Annotated in this window: 14 protein-coding genes; 4 read left to right on the forward strand and 10 right to left on the reverse strand. The window is 64.4% G+C overall.

All coding sequences use genetic code 11. From position 1 onward, the window contains the following. Positions 1 to 75 precede the first annotated feature (75 nt). The 3 genes from pssA to AAFX91_RS28920 form a co-directional block, all read right to left on the reverse strand. Positions 76 to 957, reverse strand: coding sequence for a CDP-diacylglycerol--serine O-phosphatidyltransferase (gene pssA / locus AAFX91_RS28910; RefSeq protein WP_394568910.1), 882 nt, complete (start codon positions 955 to 957; stop codon positions 76 to 78). Between the two features lie 77 nt (positions 958 to 1,034). Next, positions 1,035 to 1,733, reverse strand: a complete 699-nt coding sequence (locus AAFX91_RS28915) for a phosphatidylserine decarboxylase (protein WP_394568911.1) — start codon at positions 1,731 to 1,733, stop codon at positions 1,035 to 1,037. A 150-nt stretch (positions 1,734 to 1,883) separates the two neighbouring features. Then, positions 1,884 to 3,857, reverse strand: coding sequence for an ABCB family ABC transporter ATP-binding protein/permease (locus AAFX91_RS28920; protein WP_394568912.1), 1,974 nt, complete (start codon positions 3,855 to 3,857; stop codon positions 1,884 to 1,886). Positions 3,858 to 4,087: 230 nt separating this feature from the next. Between AAFX91_RS28920 and AAFX91_RS28925 the strand changes: the two genes are divergently transcribed. Beyond that, on the forward strand, positions 4,088 to 4,693 hold the full coding sequence (locus tag AAFX91_RS28925) for a TIGR00730 family Rossman fold protein (RefSeq protein ID WP_165421379.1): 606 nt from the start codon (positions 4,088 to 4,090) through the stop codon (positions 4,691 to 4,693). A 4-nt stretch (positions 4,694 to 4,697) separates the two neighbouring features. On the opposite strand, the gene AAFX91_RS28930 is transcribed toward AAFX91_RS28925, so the two are convergent. The 4 genes from AAFX91_RS28930 to cysS all read right to left on the reverse strand — a co-directional run bounded on the left by AAFX91_RS28930 (position 4,698) and on the right by cysS (position 8,732). Next, positions 4,698 to 5,075, reverse strand: a complete 378-nt coding sequence (locus AAFX91_RS28930; protein WP_394568913.1) for a VOC family protein — start codon at positions 5,073 to 5,075, stop codon at positions 4,698 to 4,700. Between the two features lie 137 nt (positions 5,076 to 5,212). Beyond that, positions 5,213 to 6,811: a citramalate synthase gene (gene cimA / locus AAFX91_RS28935; RefSeq protein WP_282530324.1), complete on the reverse strand. Its 1,599-nt coding sequence runs from the start codon at positions 6,809 to 6,811 to the stop codon at positions 5,213 to 5,215. Continuing rightward, a complete protein-coding gene (locus AAFX91_RS28940) occupies positions 6,808 to 7,320 on the reverse strand; it encodes a GNAT family N-acetyltransferase (protein WP_394568914.1) in 513 nt (170 codons plus the stop codon). Before AAFX91_RS28940 ends, cimA begins: the two co-directional genes overlap by 4 nt. Next, positions 7,320 to 8,732 carry a cysteine--tRNA ligase gene (gene cysS, locus AAFX91_RS28945; RefSeq protein ID WP_394568915.1) on the reverse strand — a complete coding sequence of 471 codons (1,413 nt, stop codon included), beginning with the start codon at positions 8,730 to 8,732 and terminating at the stop codon, positions 7,320 to 7,322. The genes AAFX91_RS28940 and cysS overlap by 1 nt, the downstream gene beginning before the upstream one ends. Positions 8,733 to 9,022: 290 nt before the next feature. On the opposite strand from cysS, the gene AAFX91_RS28950 reads away from it, so the two are divergent. Beyond that, positions 9,023 to 9,328 (forward strand): hypothetical protein, encoded by a 306-nt coding sequence (locus AAFX91_RS28950; RefSeq protein ID WP_394568916.1) that lies wholly within the window; start codon positions 9,023 to 9,025, stop codon positions 9,326 to 9,328. A 158-nt stretch (positions 9,329 to 9,486) separates the two neighbouring features. Next, positions 9,487 to 10,668 carry a DUF2865 domain-containing protein gene (locus AAFX91_RS28955; RefSeq protein ID WP_130581875.1) on the forward strand — a complete coding sequence of 394 codons (1,182 nt, stop codon included), beginning with the start codon at positions 9,487 to 9,489 and terminating at the stop codon, positions 10,666 to 10,668. On the opposite strand, the gene AAFX91_RS28960 is transcribed toward AAFX91_RS28955, so the two are convergent. Genes AAFX91_RS28960 through AAFX91_RS28970 form a run of 3 tightly spaced genes read right to left on the reverse strand, consistent with a single transcriptional unit; the run spans position 10,669 to position 14,211 of the window. Next, complete coding sequence (locus AAFX91_RS28960) at positions 10,669 to 12,420, reverse strand: NAD+ synthase (protein WP_394568917.1); 1,752 nt, start codon at positions 12,418 to 12,420, stop codon at positions 10,669 to 10,671. A gap of 45 nt (positions 12,421 to 12,465) precedes the next feature. Beyond that, complete coding sequence (locus AAFX91_RS28965) at positions 12,466 to 12,819, reverse strand: diacylglycerol kinase (RefSeq protein WP_130581873.1); 354 nt, start codon at positions 12,817 to 12,819, stop codon at positions 12,466 to 12,468. Between the two features lie 3 nt (positions 12,820 to 12,822). After that, positions 12,823 to 14,211, reverse strand: a complete 1,389-nt coding sequence (locus tag AAFX91_RS28970) for a class II 3-deoxy-7-phosphoheptulonate synthase (protein ID WP_394568918.1) — start codon at positions 14,209 to 14,211, stop codon at positions 12,823 to 12,825. 171 nt (positions 14,212 to 14,382) lie between these two features. Here AAFX91_RS28970 and AAFX91_RS28975 point away from each other — a divergent pair, with 171 nt between their 5' ends. Further along, positions 14,383 to 15,288, forward strand: coding sequence for an alpha/beta fold hydrolase (locus AAFX91_RS28975; RefSeq protein ID WP_130581871.1), 906 nt, complete (start codon positions 14,383 to 14,385; stop codon positions 15,286 to 15,288). Positions 15,289 to 15,563: the final 275 nt, after the last annotated feature.

A 15,563-nucleotide genomic window follows, 5' to 3' on the forward strand; every position in this document is an offset into this window, starting at 1 on the left:
CTTCCTCCTAAAAGAAAGCCTTGAATCACGTTCAATCTGATTTGAGAATCCCAAGAGTCCACACGGCCTAGCGCTTCAATTAAGACGCGCCGGACGGTCGTCGTGGTCGGCGTCAGTGACGCCCGGATAGCTCGGCGACGGAGTTGGCGACGTCGAGGCCCCGGCTGGCACAGCCGCCTGCGCCTCCGCGGCGCGCGCGTGGTCGCGATACGTCTTCCAGCCCCATGGCAGGCTGATCAGGTACAGCACCGAGCCCGCGGAGAGGATGTGCCAGGGATAGCTGACCAACAGCGCGATGAAGAACACCACCGAGACGAACACCGGCAACAGCATTTCCGGCGGCACCCGCATGCGCATCGTCTTGCCGGAAAACACCGGCAGGCGCGACACCATCAGGAACGCGATCAGGAGCGTGTAGAAGGCCGTCAGCATCGTCGGCGGCGTAGTGATGCCCAGGAAGCCCAGATAGACCGGCAGCAACACCGTGATGGCGCCAGCCGGCGCCGGCACGCCGGTGAAATAGTTTGCCGCGAACGCCGGCTTGTTTGGATCGTCGATCGAGGCGTTGAAGCGGGCGAGCCGCAGCCCGCCACTGATCGCGAACACCATGGCCGCGATCCAGCCGCCATTGCCCAATTCGTGCAGTTGCCAGAAATAGAGAATCAGGCCCGGCGCCACGCCGAAATTGACGAAATCCGCGAGGCTGTCGAGCTCGGCGCCGAATTTCGACTGGCCCTTGATCAGGCGCGCAATGCGCCCGTCGATGCCATCGAGCGCTGCGGCAAACACGATCGCCGCGACCGCAAGCTCCATCCGCCCTTCGGTCGACAGGCGGATCGCGGTCAGGCCGGCGCAGATCGCGAGCAGTGTGATGACATTGGGCACCAGCAACCGGACCGGAATCTGGCGAAACCGCCGGCGGCGCAGTTCCGGATGTTTGGAATCGATCTGCATCATGGCTCGCGACTATATAGCAAGCGCCGGCCCCCTCCGCCATTCCAGCGGCAAGGCGCCGCAATTGGCGGTGCCGATGGTTAATCGGCCCGGTAGGTCCACCCCGGCTCGGGGGTGCGGAAATCGGCTAGGACGGTCTCGCCGGCGATCGCCGTCTGGCCCTCGGAAACCAGCGGCTTGGTGCCTTCGGGCAGGTAGACATCGAGCCGCGAGCCGAACCGGATCAGGCCGAACCGTTCGCCGGCGCCGATCGACTGGCCTTCGCGCACGAAGGAGGCGATCCGCCGCGCCACCAAGCCCGCGATCTGGACCACGCCGATGCGGCCGTTGGGCGTCGAGATCACGAGCGAGTTGCGCTCATTGTCCTCGCTGGCCTTGTCGAGCTCCGCATTGATAAAGGCGCCCGGCCGGTAGGCGATGCGGTCGATCCGCCCCGCGACCGGGCTGCGGTTCACGTGGCAGTTGAACACGCTCATGAAGATCGAGACCCGGGTCAGCGCCTTATCGCCCAGTCCGAGTTCGGCCGGCGGCAGGGCTTGGGTGATCATCGAGACGCGCCCGTCGGCGGGCGCCACCACGAGCCCGTCCCGCACCGGCGTCACCCGCACCGGATCGCGGAAGAACAGCGCGCACCAGATCGTCAGCACGGTCCCGATCCAGCCCAGCGGCGTCCAGATCCAGAACAGGATCAGGCTCGCCAGCGCGAAGCCGCCGATGAACGGATAGCCCTCGGGATGGATGGGCGGAATCTGCGCGCGTATGGAATTGGCGATCGACATCGAATCTCACTCGGTTTCCCAGTCCTAGAGCATGATCCGGAAAAGAGGAAACCGGTTTTCCGAAAAGATCATGCTCAAGCAATCAAACAAAGAGATGAGAGCATGATCCGATTCCGTCTCATCGGATCATGCTGCAGACGCAGATGGAGCCTATTCCGCAGCCGTCGGCAAGGTTTTCTCGACCGGATCAGGCTCGGGTTCGTCGACCGGCGGCGGCTCGCGGTTCGGCGCCTCGCTGCCGTCGTCGACCATCGCCAGCTTCTCCCGCGCCTCCTCGGCCTCGCGCTGCCGGTTCCACATACTGGCATAAAGCCCGCCTTGCGCCAAAAGCCGGGGATGGGTTCCGCGCTCGGCGATGCGGCCCTGGTCCAGGACGATGATCTCGTCGGCACCGACGATGGTCGAAAGCCGGTGCGCGATCACCAGCGAGGTGCGGTTGCGCGAGACGCGCTCGAGCGCGGCCTGGATCTCGTGCTCGGTGTGGCTGTCGAGCGCCGATGTCGCCTCGTCCAGCACCAGGATTGGCGGCGCCTTCAGCACCGTACGCGCAATCGCCACCCGCTGCTTCTCGCCGCCCGACAGCTTCAGGCCGCGCTCGCCGACCTGGGTCTCGTACCCCTTGGGCGACATCCGGATGAAAGCGTCGATCTGCGCGAGCTTCGCCGCCTCTTCCACCTCGGCATCATCAGCATCCCAACGGCCGTAGCGGATGTTGTAGCGTATGGTGTCGTTGAACAGCACGGTGTCCTGCGGCACCATGCCGATCGAGGCGCGCAGCGAGGCTTGCGTGACGTTGCGGATGTCCTGGCCGTCGATCAGGATCCTGCCGCCGGAGACGTCGTAGAGGCGGAACAACAGCCGCGAGATCGTAGACTTGCCGGCGCCGGAGGGGCCGACGATCGCGACCGTCTTGCCGGCCGGCACCTCGAAGGAGAGGCTTTTCAGGATCGGCCGGTCCGGCTCATAGGCGAAGCGCACATCCTCGAACCGCACGCTGCCGGCCGTCACCGCCAGCGGTTTGGCATCGGGCGCATCCTTGATCTCCGCTTTGCGCGCCAGCACGCCGAACATCTTCTCGATGTCGATGATCGCCTGCTTGATCTCGCGATAGACCATGCCCATGAAGTTGAGCGGCTGGTAGAGCTGGATCATCATGGCGTTGACCAGCACGAAATCGCCCACCGTGTTGCTGCCATTGCGGATGCCGATCGCGCACAGCAGCATGATCGCCGTCAGGCCGGCGGTGAAGATGATCGCCTGCCCGGTGTTGAGGATCGCGAGCGACGTATAGGTCTTGGTGCTGGCGTGCTCGTAGCGCGCCATCGAGCGGTCGTAGCGCTCGGCCTCGCGCGCCTCGGCGCCGAAATATTTCACGGTCTCGTAGTTGAGCAGCGAGTCGATCGCCTTGGTGTTCGCTTCCGTGTCGGAGTCGTTCATCTTGCGGCGGATCTCGATCCGCCACTCGGTCGCGATATAGGTGTAGTACATGAACGCCGCGACGGTGATCACGACGACGCCGACATAGCGCCAGTCGAACTGCCAAAGCAGCACGGCCGTCAGCAGCGCAACCTCGACCACGGTCGGGATCAATTGCAGGATCACCATCCGCACGATGGTCTCGATGCCGGTGCGGCCGCGTTCGAGGATGCGCGTCAGTCCGCCGGTCTTGCGTTCCAGGTGAAAGCGCAGCGACAATTCGTGCATGTGCACGAAAGTGAGATAGGCGAGCCGCCGCACCGCATGCATGGCGACGCGGGCAAAGATGCCGTCGCGCCATTGCGTCAGCACCGCCATCAGGACACGCACCGCGCCATAGCTCGCCGTCATCAGGAGCGGCGAAGCGATCAGCCACATCGTCCAGTTCGACGATTGCACCGGTGCGCTGGGCGTGCCGTTCAGCGCGTCGATCGCCCATTTGAAGGTGAAGGGCACTGACAGCGTCGCGAGCTTGGCGAGGAGCAGAAGCACCATCGACCACGCTACGCGCATCTTCAGATCAGCGCGGTCGCCAGGCCAGATGTAGGGCCACAGATGCGCAAGCGTGCCGAGCAGGGTCGCCTTCTCGGCGCTGCTTGCATCGGCAGATGACATATCGTTCAGGCGCAGTTGGGGTTGGGACGACATTAACCCATCGCCGCCGTCAGGACGGCGCGCCGGTTCGCTGTCACGTGATTTGCATGGATCCGCATTGTGCCCGTCATATAGGCGATTTTGATCTCGCGGAAACCCTCATGGAGTGGATCTTTCACGATTTTCAGCGATTTACGCCACTTTTACGCCACGCCACGTGAAATGCCGGGCTTGACGTTTTTTTCGTTGCAGTGCCACATGAGCGGATGAACCAAATCAGACCAATGAACCAGATCAAGACCGTCTGCGTCTATTGCGGCTCCGGCCCCGGCACCAGCCCCAGCTTTGTCGAAGCAGCCAACACGCTCGGAAGGATCTTTGCCGAGAGTGACATCCGCCTCGTCTATGGTGGCGGCTCAATCGGACTGATGGGCGCGGTCGCGACCTCCACACTCGACCATGGCGGTAAGGTCACCGGCATCATCCCGGATTTTCTCCGCGCCCGCGAGAACGCGCTCACGCGCGTCCAGGAGATGATCGTCACGCCCGACATGCACGAGCGCAAGCGGCTGATGTTCGAACGGTCGGATGCCTTCGTGGCACTGCCCGGCGGCATCGGCACGCTTGAGGAACTGGTCGAGCAGCTCACCTGGCAGCAGCTCGGCCGGCATACGAAGCCGGTGCTGCTCGCCAATATCGACGGTTTTTGGGAGCCGCTGCTCGCGTTGCTCGATCATATGCGCTCGACGGCCTTCATCCGCGCGACGCTGCCGCTCGAGGTGCTGACGGCCGACCGCGTCGAGGATATCGTGCCGCGCCTGCGCGCCGCTGCCGCGCGCTCGCCCGAGGCCGGCAAGGAACTCGCGCCAGACGTGGCGCGGCGACTGTAAGAGCTCACTCGCTCGGAAACGTCACCGCCTCGATGCGGTTGCCATCGGGGTCGGTGACGAAGGCCGCGTAGTACCTGACACGGTCGTGCGGGCGCAGGCCAGGCGCGCCGTCCGAGCGGCCGCCGGCACTCAGCGCCGCGGCATGGAAGGCATCGACGTCGGCAGTTGATTTTGCCCGAAGGCAGACGTGGCTGCCTCTGTCAGAGGCGACCGGCTTCATGCTGGCGCGCAGGTTGATCCAGAATTCGGGATAGCTCTTGCCGAACCCGATCATGGCCGGACGGGTGACCAGACGCGAGAGGCCAAGCGGCGCGAGCGTTGCCTCATAGAAACGCGCGGAACGTTCGAGATCGCTGACGCCGACAGAGATATGGTCGATCATGCGTGGCCCTCACCCCAGGTTCACCGTCATTGCGAGGAGCGAAGCGACGAAGCAATCCATGCGTCCGCTTGCGCGGAGAGATGGATTGCTTCGCTTCGCTCGCAATGACGGCGTTTGGCGATGCGTCGCCGCGAGCTTCACCCAGACGCGCCTGATTTCACCAGCTTGTAGAACACTGAATCCATCAGCGCCTGGAACGAGGCATCGATGATGTTCGGCGACACGCCGACTGTGGTCCAGCTCTCGCCGGTCTCATCTTCGCTCTCGATCAGGACGCGCGTCACCGCCTCGGTGCCTCCATTGAGGATACGCACGCGGTAATCGATCAGCTTCAATCCCTCGATATATTTCTGATACTTGCCGAGGTCCTTGCGCAAGGCGACGTCGAGCGCGTTGACGGGGCCGTTGCCTTCAGCGGCCGAGATCAGCCGCTCGCCGGCGACGTTGACCTTCACCACCGCGAGCGCGACCGTGACGCGCTGGCCGAGCGCATTGTCGCGCTGCTCGACGTTGACGTCGAACTGCTCGACCTTGAAATATTCCGGCACCTTCCCGAGCGTGCGCCGCGCCAGCAGCTCGAACGAGGCGTTGGCGGATTCATAGGCGAAGCCCGCGGCCTCGCGCTCCTTCAGCTCAGCGACGAGCCGCGTCAGCTTCGGATCGTTCTTCTCGTAGGGAATGCCGGCGCGGTCGAGCTCGGCGATGACGTTGGAGCGTCCGGCCTGGTCTGATACCAGCACCTTGCGGTGATTGCCGACAGATTCCGGCGGCACGTGCTCGTAGGTCTGCGGGTCCTTCAGCACGGCGGACGCATGGATGCCGGTCTTGGTGACGAAGGCGCTCTCGCCGACATAAGCTGCGTGCCGGTTCGGCGCGCGGTTGAGCATGTCGTCGAGCGTGCGCGACACCTTCATCAGCGTCGTCATCTTCTCGGCGGTGACGCCGATCTCGAAATTCTCCGAGAACTCCTTCTTCAGCCTCAGCGTCGGGATCAGCGAGCAGAGATTGGCATTGCCGCAACGTTCCCCTAACCCGTTCAGCGTGCCCTGGATCTGGCGCGCGCCGGCGCGCACCGCGGCAAGCGAGTTCGCCACGGCCTGCTCAGTGTCGTTATGGGCGTGGATGCCGACGTGACTGCCGGGGATGTGGCGCACGACGTTGCCGACGACGGTTTCGATCTCGTGCGGCATGGTGCCGCCATTGGTGTCGCATAACACCACCCAGCGCGCGCCGGCCTCATAGGCGGCCTTGGCGCACGACAGCGCGAACTCGGCATTCTCCTTGTAGCCGTCGAAGAAATGTTCGCAATCGACCATCACCTCGCGCCCGGCAGCCGTCGCCGCAGCGACGCTGTCACGGATCGAAGCGAGATTCTCCTCGTTCGTGGTCTCGAGCGCGACGCGCACCTGATAGGCGCTCGACTTCGCGACGAAGCAGATCGCGTCCGCCTTCGCCTCCAGGATCGTCGCCAATCCGGGATCGTTGGACGCCGAGCGGCCCGGACGCCGCGTCATGCCGAAGGCGGTGAAGCGTGCATGGTCGAATTTCGGCTTTGCCGAGAAGAACTCGGTGTCGGTCGGGTTGGCGCCGGGATAGCCGCCCTCGACATAGTCGATGCCGAGTTCGTCCAGCATCTGCGCGATCACCTGCTTGTCCTGCAAGGTGAAATCGACGCCATTGGTCTGCGCGCCGTCGCGCAAGGTGGTGTCGAAGAGATAGAGGCGTTCGCGGCTCACGATGCGTCTCCCGCAGCAGCGCCATTCGCCAAGGTTTTCTGCATCGTGGTGTTGGCGAGCCACTCGCCCTCAATGCTCACGCTGTTGCGCTGCTTGGCGACGTAGCCGCGCTTGCGGAAGAACTCGAGCGCGTTGTCGCTGGCATCGACCGAAAGCGTCTTCGTGCCGCGCGCGCCGGCGAGCTTTTCCAGCGCGTCGCACAGCATCGCGCCGACGCCCTGCCCGGCCACGCTCGGATGCACATAGAGCATGTCGATCTGATTGTTGTTCTTCAGCGAAGCAAAGCCGACCGGCGAATTCTGGATGGTTGCGATCAGCGTCAACTCGCCAACGAGCTTCTTGCCGAAGGCCACCTCGTCATCGGCCACGGCTGCCCAGGCTTCCTGCTGCGTCTCGCCGTAGTCGTCCCCGGTCAGTTCCTGGATCGCGGCCACAAAGATCGCCGCGAGCATCGGCGTATCCGCCGGCAGGAACGGTCGCAGTCCGGGTTGTGGGAGTGCCTGTGCCATCATGCCAACTCCCATGTGGTCACGGGTTTGCCGTCGGCACCCTTGCCGTCTTTCAGCACGACGCCCTTGGCTGCGAGCTCGTCGCGGATACGATCGGACTCCTTGAAATCCTTCCGCGCGCGCGCTGCTGCCCGATCCGAGATCAGCCCTTCAACCCATTTCGGGTCGATACCACTCGCCTGGTGCTTGCGGCCCTTCCATTCCGCGGCACTCTGGCCGAGGAAGCCTAGGAACCGAAGCGATGCCGCGAAGGTGCCGCGCGCCTGTTCAGCGCTTGCAGCCGCATTCCGCAACCCGTGCAGCGCCGTAATCGTCTGTGCCGTGTTGAGGTCGTCGGACAACGCCTCGACAACGGCCTCCGCCGGCCGATCGCCCGCGGCATCGGCCGCGACGGCGTACCAGTCGTCGAGCGTCTTGGCGCTCTCTTCCAGCCCCTTCAGCGTCCAGTCGATCGGCGAGCGATAATGCGTCCTGAGCATGTTGAGGCGCAGCACTTCGCCCGGCCAGTCCGCCAGCAACTCCCTGATCGTGACGAAGTTGCCGAGTGACTTCGACATCTTCTCGCCTTCGACCTGCAGGAAGCCGTTGTGCATCCAGGTGTTCGCCATGCGCGCTTCGTGGAAGGCGCAGCAGCTTTGCGCGAGCTCGTTCTCGTGATGCGGGAACACCAGATCGATACCGCCGCCATGGATGTCGAACTGCTCGCCGAGATGCTTCCAGGCCATCGCCGAGCATTCGATATGCCAGCCCGGACGGCCCGGCACCGCGATGCCTGATGGCGACGGCCAGGACGGCTCGCTGGGCTTGGACGGCTTCCACAGCACGAAATCGGTGTTGTCGCGCTTGTAAGGGGCGACATCGACGCGGGCGCCCGCGATCATCTCGTCCAGCGAGCGGTTGGCGAGCACGCCGTAACGCGGCAGCACGCCATTGGCCGCGTTCATCGCCTGCGGCGAAAACAGCACTTGATCTTCGGCGACATAGGCAAAACCGTCTGTGACCAGCTTCTCGATCAGCACACGCATCTCCGCGATGTGCTCGGTCGCGCGCGGCTCGACCGTGGGGCGCAAGGCGCCTAGCGCGTCGACGTCCTCATGAAACTGGCGCTCCGTCTGCTCGGTGACCTTGCGGATCGCCTCGTTCAGCGGCAGGCCGGGATAATCCCGAGCGGCGCGGTCGTTGATCTTGTCGTCGACGTCGGTGACGTTCCGGACATATTTGACGTGGTTCTCGCCATAGACATGCCGCAGCAGGCGGAACAGCACGTCGAAGACGATCACCGGGCGCGCGTTGCCGATATGGGCGAAGTCGTAGACCGTCGGCCCGCAGACATACATGCGCACATTGTTGGGATCGAGCGGCACGAAGGGCCGCTTTTCCCGGGTCAACGTATCGTACAGACGCAATTGCATGGAATACCCGTCCCTTGTGGCCGGGGCGTCACGTGATCTCGATGTGAGAAAAGACGGCCTCAGCCAGCGAATCGCTAGCTAATAATCTCGCGGCAAATGCTGCAGATGGCGAGGTGGCCGTTCATGGTTCCACCATGGCGCCATCCTGGGGACGGCGTCAAGGGCTGTTTGCGCCCGTTCTGAAGGCGATTTCGACCCTTGCGATGATTCCAAGCGCACCATGGTTAATCATTATTAATGTATTGGGCGTAATCGGATAGGCACTGGTTCCCTTCCCCACTCGGTGCCCCATGCGATTTCGATCCGCATTTCTTGCCTGCACATTCATTTTAGCCACCTCCGGCGCACTGGCCGACAGCCGCGTCTTCATCATCGCCAACCACGATGACGGTTACGGTGTCGACGAATGCCTCGCGCGAGGCGACAAATGCGGGGCTCACGCCGCCCGCTCCTATTGCCAGTCACGAGATTTTGCCCAAGCCACCGCCTATCGCCGCGTCGACCCTGACGAAATTACCGGCGCCGTTCCGAAGGCCACGGGAAACTGCAGCGGCGGCGCCTGCGGCGAATATATCGCCATCACCTGCCAGCGCTGATCCGGCCAAGGGCAGCCAAGGGCCGGTATTCTCACGGGGTTTTGCCACATCGGGGCCCCGGAAACGACGTGACGCTGCCCCGAGAAACGGCTATTGCAGGCGGCCTTTGCCGCGCCTTTCGGGCTTGCCCGCTGCGCGGCGTCATTCTGTGACTGGACATGCCCAATCGCCTGAACTCTTGCTTCGCCCCGTGGATTTTGACGTGCGCCCTCCTGCTCGGCACTGCCCTGCCGGCCACTGATGCCTTGGCGCAGACGCCTGACGATGCTTACGCGCAGATGTCTCAGGAGGCGCCGCCGCAACAGGGCGGGCCGTCCAACCCGATCTGCATCCGGCTCGAGGGTCAGCTTGCGACCATCGACCGCGGCGGCGGCAGCGGCGATTCGATCAGGGACGACCAGATCCGCCGCTACCAGGAAGCCGCCTCGAGACAGCAGGCCGAGCTCGACCGTGTGATCGCGCAGGGGCGGCGCATGGGCTGCGACGGCTCCGGCTTCTTCTCGCTGTTCAACAACGGCCCGGCGCAATGCGGCCCGATCAACACCCAGATCCAGCAGATGCGCGGCAACCTCGATCAAATCATGATGACCCTGGAGCGGATGCGCAGCGGCGGCCTCGGCGGCGCCGACCGCGAGAACCAGCGCCGCTCGGTGTTGACTGCGCTCGCGCAGAACAATTGCGGCCCGCAATATGCCAATGCCGGGCGGGGTCCGGGCAATTTCCTCGACAATCTCTTCGGCAATCGTAACGACGACAACGTGACCATTGCGCCGCCGGCCGGCGACCTCGCCCCGCAATCCGGCACCTACCGTACGGTCTGCGTGCGGAGCTGCGACGGCGCCTATTTCCCGATCTCGTTCGCGACCGTGCAGGGGCGCTTTGCCGATGACGAGAAGACCTGCAAGGCGCAGTGCCCGGCGGCGGAAGCAACCCTGTTCGCCTATCGCAATCCCGGCGAGGACATCAACCAGGCGGTCTCGGTCAATGGCCAGCCCTATACGTCGCTGCCGAACGCGTTCAAGTTCCGCACCGAGTTCAATCCGTCCTGCTCCTGCAAGCCGGCGGGCCAGACCTGGGCGGAGGCGCTGAAATCGGTCGACGACAAGGCCGCCGTCGAGCAGCAGGGCGACATCATCGTCACCGAGGAGAGCGCGCGGAGGATGCAGCAGCGCGCGCAACAGCAGTCCACCAAGCAGGCGCCGGCCGGTAAGAAGGGCGCGACGTCGGCGAATGCGACTCCTGCACCCGACGCACCGGCGGCGCCGGTTGATCAAACCCCGCCGGGAGATCGGCCGATCCGCACCGTCGGCCCGACTTTCCTCCCGAAGAAACAACAATAGCTAGCCTTCGAACGCCTCCACGGAGGCGCGGGTACCGCGCGTCGCCAGCTTCTCGTCCGGCTGCGGCAACGTCTCGCCGCGATCGTGGAAGCGGTTGGTGATGGGATAGCGGCGGTCGCGGCCGAAATTCTTACGCGTGACCTTGACGCCGGGCGCGGCCTGCCGGCGCTTGTATTCGGCGATGGAAAGCAGGCGGTCGATGCGCGCGACCAGCTCACGATCGAAACCGGCAGCGATGATCGACGCCAAGGGCTCCTCGCGCTCGACCAGGCGCTCCAGGATCGCGTCGAGCACCTCGTAAGGCGGCAGCGAGTCCTGGTCGGTCTGGTTCTCGCGCAGTTCAGCCGTCGGCGGCCGCGTGATGATCGAGGGCGGGATCACCTCGCCGGTTGGGCCGAGGGCGCCTTCCGGCTTCCAGCTATTGCGCAAGGCAGACAGCCGGAAGACCTCGGTCTTGTAGATGTCCTTGATCGGGTTGAAGCCGCCGTTCATGTCGCCGTAGAGCGTGGCATAGCCCACCGACATTTCCGACTTATTGCCGGTGGTCACCACCATCGCGCCGGTCTTGTTGGAGAGCGCCATCAACAAGGTGCCGCGGGTGCGCGCCTGCAGATTCTCCTCGGTGATGTCGCGCGGCAGGCCCTTGAACGGCTCGGACAGGATCTTCTCGAACCCGTTCACGGCATCCGCGATCGGCAGCACCTCGTAGCGGATGCCTAGCATCCTGGTCAGGCTTGCCGCATCATCGAGCGACACCTGCGCGGTGTAGCGGAACGGCAGCATCACGCCGTGAACCTTGTCGGCGCCGAGCGCATCCACCGCGATCGCCGCGCATAGCGCCGAATCGATGCCGCCAGAAACGCCGAGCAGCACGCCCGGGAAGCCGTTCTTGCGGACATAGTCGCGCAGGCCGAGCACGCAGGCCGCATAGTCCGCCTTGTCGCCCTCGAGCAGCGGCGTGATCGGCCCGTTGCAGCGCCAGCCGGCCTCGCCCCTGGTCCAACGCAGCGTCGTGACGCTCTCCTCGAAGGCCGGCAACTGCGCCGCCACCGTGAGATCGGCATTGAGCGCGAACGAGGCGCCGTCGAACACCAGTTCGTCCTGCCCGCCCACCTCGTTCAGATAGACCAGCGGCAAGCCGCTTTCGGTGACGCGGGCGACCGCGATCGAAAGGCGGAGATCGTTCTTGTCGCGCGCATAGGGCGAGCCGTTCGGCACGACGAGAATTTCCGCGCCGGTCTCGGCAAGACACTCGACGACGTTCTCGTAGTCCTCGGACTCTTCCAGCCAGATGTCCTCGCAGATGGGCACGCCGACCCGGACGTCCTTCACCGTCACCGGGCCCGGCGCCGGTCCGCGCGCGAACAGCCGCTTTTCGTCGAACACGCCGTAGTTCGGCAAATTGGCCTTGAAGCGCAGCGCGGCGACACGACCGCCATCGAGCAGTGCGCAGGCATTGTAGAGCTTGCCGTCCTCGACCCAGGGCGTCCCGATCAGGACAGCCGGACCGCCATCGGCCGTCTCGCGCGCCAATTCCTCGACCGCGGCACGGCAGGCGGCCTGGAACGCCGGCTTCAGGATCAGGTCCTCCGGCGGGTAGCCGGCGATGAACAGTTCCGACAGCACCATCAGATCGGCGCCAGCGGCCTTCGCCGTCTGCCGCGCGGCGCGCGCCTTCGCGGCGTTGCCGGCGACGTCGCCGACAGTCGGATTCAATTGCGCCAGTGTAACAATGAACTCAGGTTCGCTCATGAGATCAATGGTGCCTTGCACTCATGTAAACTGCAATCGCCTGCGTTAGATCATGCCCATGCGCTCGGCGAGGGCGAACAGCCAGAACAGCCCGGCCATCACCAGCGTCACGCCGACCGCGGCGGAGCCCATGTCCTTGACCCGCCCGATCTGCGGATCATGGTCCATGGTCAGGCGGTCGGCGAGCTTCTCGATCGCGGTGTTGAGCAGTTCGACCACGAGCACCAGCACCACCGCTGCAACGAGCTCGACCCGGCGCATCACCGTGGCGCCGATCAGCCACGCCGCCGGCACCGACAACAGCAGCGCCACCACCTCCTCGCGAACCGCCTGCTCGGAGCGGATCGCGAAGCCAAGGCCGTTCCACGAGTTGATGGTGGCCCGCCAGAACCGCAGCAAGTGTTAGAGCCCCGCGGCTGCCGGCATCGGTTTGACCTTGCCGGCGCGCTCCTGCTTCAACAGTTCCGCGATCAGGAAGGCCATGTCGATCGACTGTTCGGCGTTGAGGCGGGGATCGCAGACCGTGTGGTAGCGGTCGTTGAGATCCTCGTCGGTGATCGCGCGCGCGCCGCCGATGCATTCGGTGACGTCCTGCCCCGTCATCTCCAGATGAACGCCGCCGGCATGGCTGCCTTCGGCCTGGTGAATGGCGAAGAACGACCTCACTTCCGACAGCACCCGGTCGAACGGCCGGGTCTTGTAGCCGGTGGTCGAGGTGACGGTGTTGCCATGCATGGGATCGCATGACCACACCACCACGCGCCCTTCCCGCTGCACCGCCCGGATCAGCGCCGGCAGATGCTCGCCGACCTTGTCGGCGCCGAAGCGGGCGATCAGCGTCAGCCGCCCGGGCTCATTGTCGGGGTTCAGCACGTCGATCAGCTTCAACAGCTCATCCGGCTTCAGCGACGGGCCGCATTTCAGGCCGATCGGATTCTTGATGCCGCGGAAATATTCAACATGGCCGTTCTCAAGCTGGCGGGTGCGGTCGCCGATCCAGATCATGTGGCCGGAGGTCGCGTACCAATCCCCGGTCGTCGAATCGACCCGGGTCAGCGCCTGCTCATAGCCGAGCAGCAGCGCCTCGTGGCTGGTATAGAAATCGGTCGAGCGCAGTTCCGGATGGCTCTCGAGGTCGAGGCCGCAGGCGCGCATGAAGTTCAACGCTTCCGAGATGCGGTCGGCCAGTTCCTTGTAGCGGCGTGACTGCGGCGAGTCCTTCAGGAAGCCGAGCATCCACTGATGCACGCTGCCGAGATTGGCGAAGCCGCCGGTGGCGAACGCCCGCAGCAGATTGAGGGTCGCCGCCGACTGCCGGTAGGCGTTCAACTGCCGGCCCGGGTCGGGCGTGCGCGCCTCCTTGGTGAAGGCGATGTCGTTGATGATGTCGCCGCGATAGCTCGGCAGTTCGACGCCAGCAACTTTTTCGGTTGGCGAGGAGCGCGGCTTGGCGAATTGTCCGGCGATGCGGCCGACCTTCACCACCGGCAGCGCGCCGGCGTAAGTGAGGACCACCGCCATCTGCAGCAGCACGCGGAAGAAGTCGCGGATGTTGTTGGCGCCGTGCTCGGCAAAACTCTCCGCGCAGTCGCCGCCCTGCAAGAGGAAGGCCTCGCCCGCGGCGACGCGCGCCAGCGCCTTCTTCAGGTTGCGGGCTTCGCCCGCGAACACCAGCGGCGGAAAGGTCGCAAGCTGCGCCTCCACGTCGGCCAATACCTTGCCATCCGGATAGTCCGGCATCTGCAAGACCGTCTTGGTGCGCCAACTGTCGGGTGTCCAGCGCTCGGACATGGGCGTTAACTCCTGAGCAAAAACCGCTACTTATCCGGGAAAGCGAAGCTATATATACAGGCTGTTGAAAGACCGCCAGCCGGATTTCCACCTGCCCGCTCAACCTCTTGCGACAACAGCCGAATTCGCATTTGTTAGAGCAAAACGTTAACGCTTAAGGAAATTCCGTAAGTGGCTGAGGCTGCGCTCGACGACGTCTTCACCGACGACATCACTGTACCCGCCATCGATGGCTATCCTCTCGGAGCGACGCTGTTCCTGCCCCGCGGCGCCAAGCGGCAAACCGTCCTGATCAATTCGGCGACCGCCGTGCCGCGCAAGGTCTACAGGGGTTTTGCCGCCTATCTCGCCAAGCGCGGCTCTGTCGTCCTCACCTACGATTATCGCGGCACCGGCGATTCCAGGCCGAAGGTCCTGAGCGGAGACAACCCGCGGAAATCGCTGGTCGGCTTCAAGGCCTCGATGTCGGACTGGGCCGCGCTCGACGTTACCGCTGCCGTGACGTGGATGCACGAACGCTACCAGGCGCTGCCGCTCGCCTATGTCGGCCATTCCTTCGGCGGCCAGGCGCTGGGGCTGATCCCGAACAATATCGAGGTGTCGCGCGCGCTCCTGGTCGCTTCGCAAGCCGCGACCTGGCGATTGATGGCCTCGCCCGAACGCTACCGCGTCTACGCCGCCATGAATTACGTCCTTCTGCCGTTGACCCGCATGCTCGGCTACACACCCGGCTGGGCGGGGCTCGGCATGGATTTGCCGAAGGGCGTGTTCGAGCAATGGACGAATTGGGTGAACAGCCCGTGCTATTTGTTCGATGATGCCGCGCTCACCGCGGTGTCGAATTTCGCGAAGTTCAAGGGCGCCTTGCGCGCGCTCTGCATCAGCGACGATCCCTGGGCGACGCGGCCCGCGGTCGAATTGCTGTGCTCGGGATTTGGCGCCGCCAAACCGGAGATCATCGCGATCACACCGGCGGACGCAGGCGTTGCGAAGATCGGCCATTTCGGTTTCTTCCGCCCCGAGCACCGCGACACGCTCTGGCGCGGTGCCGCGGAATGGCTCGAGGCGAGCGAGTGAGGTCAGGCCGTAGGATGGGTAGAGCGCAGCGTGCCCACCTTTCTTGCACCGCCCGTGGATGGTGGGCACGCTTCGCTTTGCCCACCCTACAGCATCGCCGCGAGCTATGATTCAAATTTCAAACAGCGGAGAGGATGTGAGTCCGCGTTCTCGCGGCATTCGCTGCCCGAGCTTTGCGTCAATTTCCACCCTCTCATCGAACAGAGGGCGCAGGGAAAGCCGGGTGCTGGTTGCACCCGTGGGTCCCGTGCAACAAAAAGCACGGGGGTAGGACC

Source organism: Bradyrhizobium sp. 31Argb (assembly GCF_043638955.1).
Classification (GTDB): Bacteria; Pseudomonadota; Alphaproteobacteria; order Rhizobiales; family Xanthobacteraceae; genus Bradyrhizobium.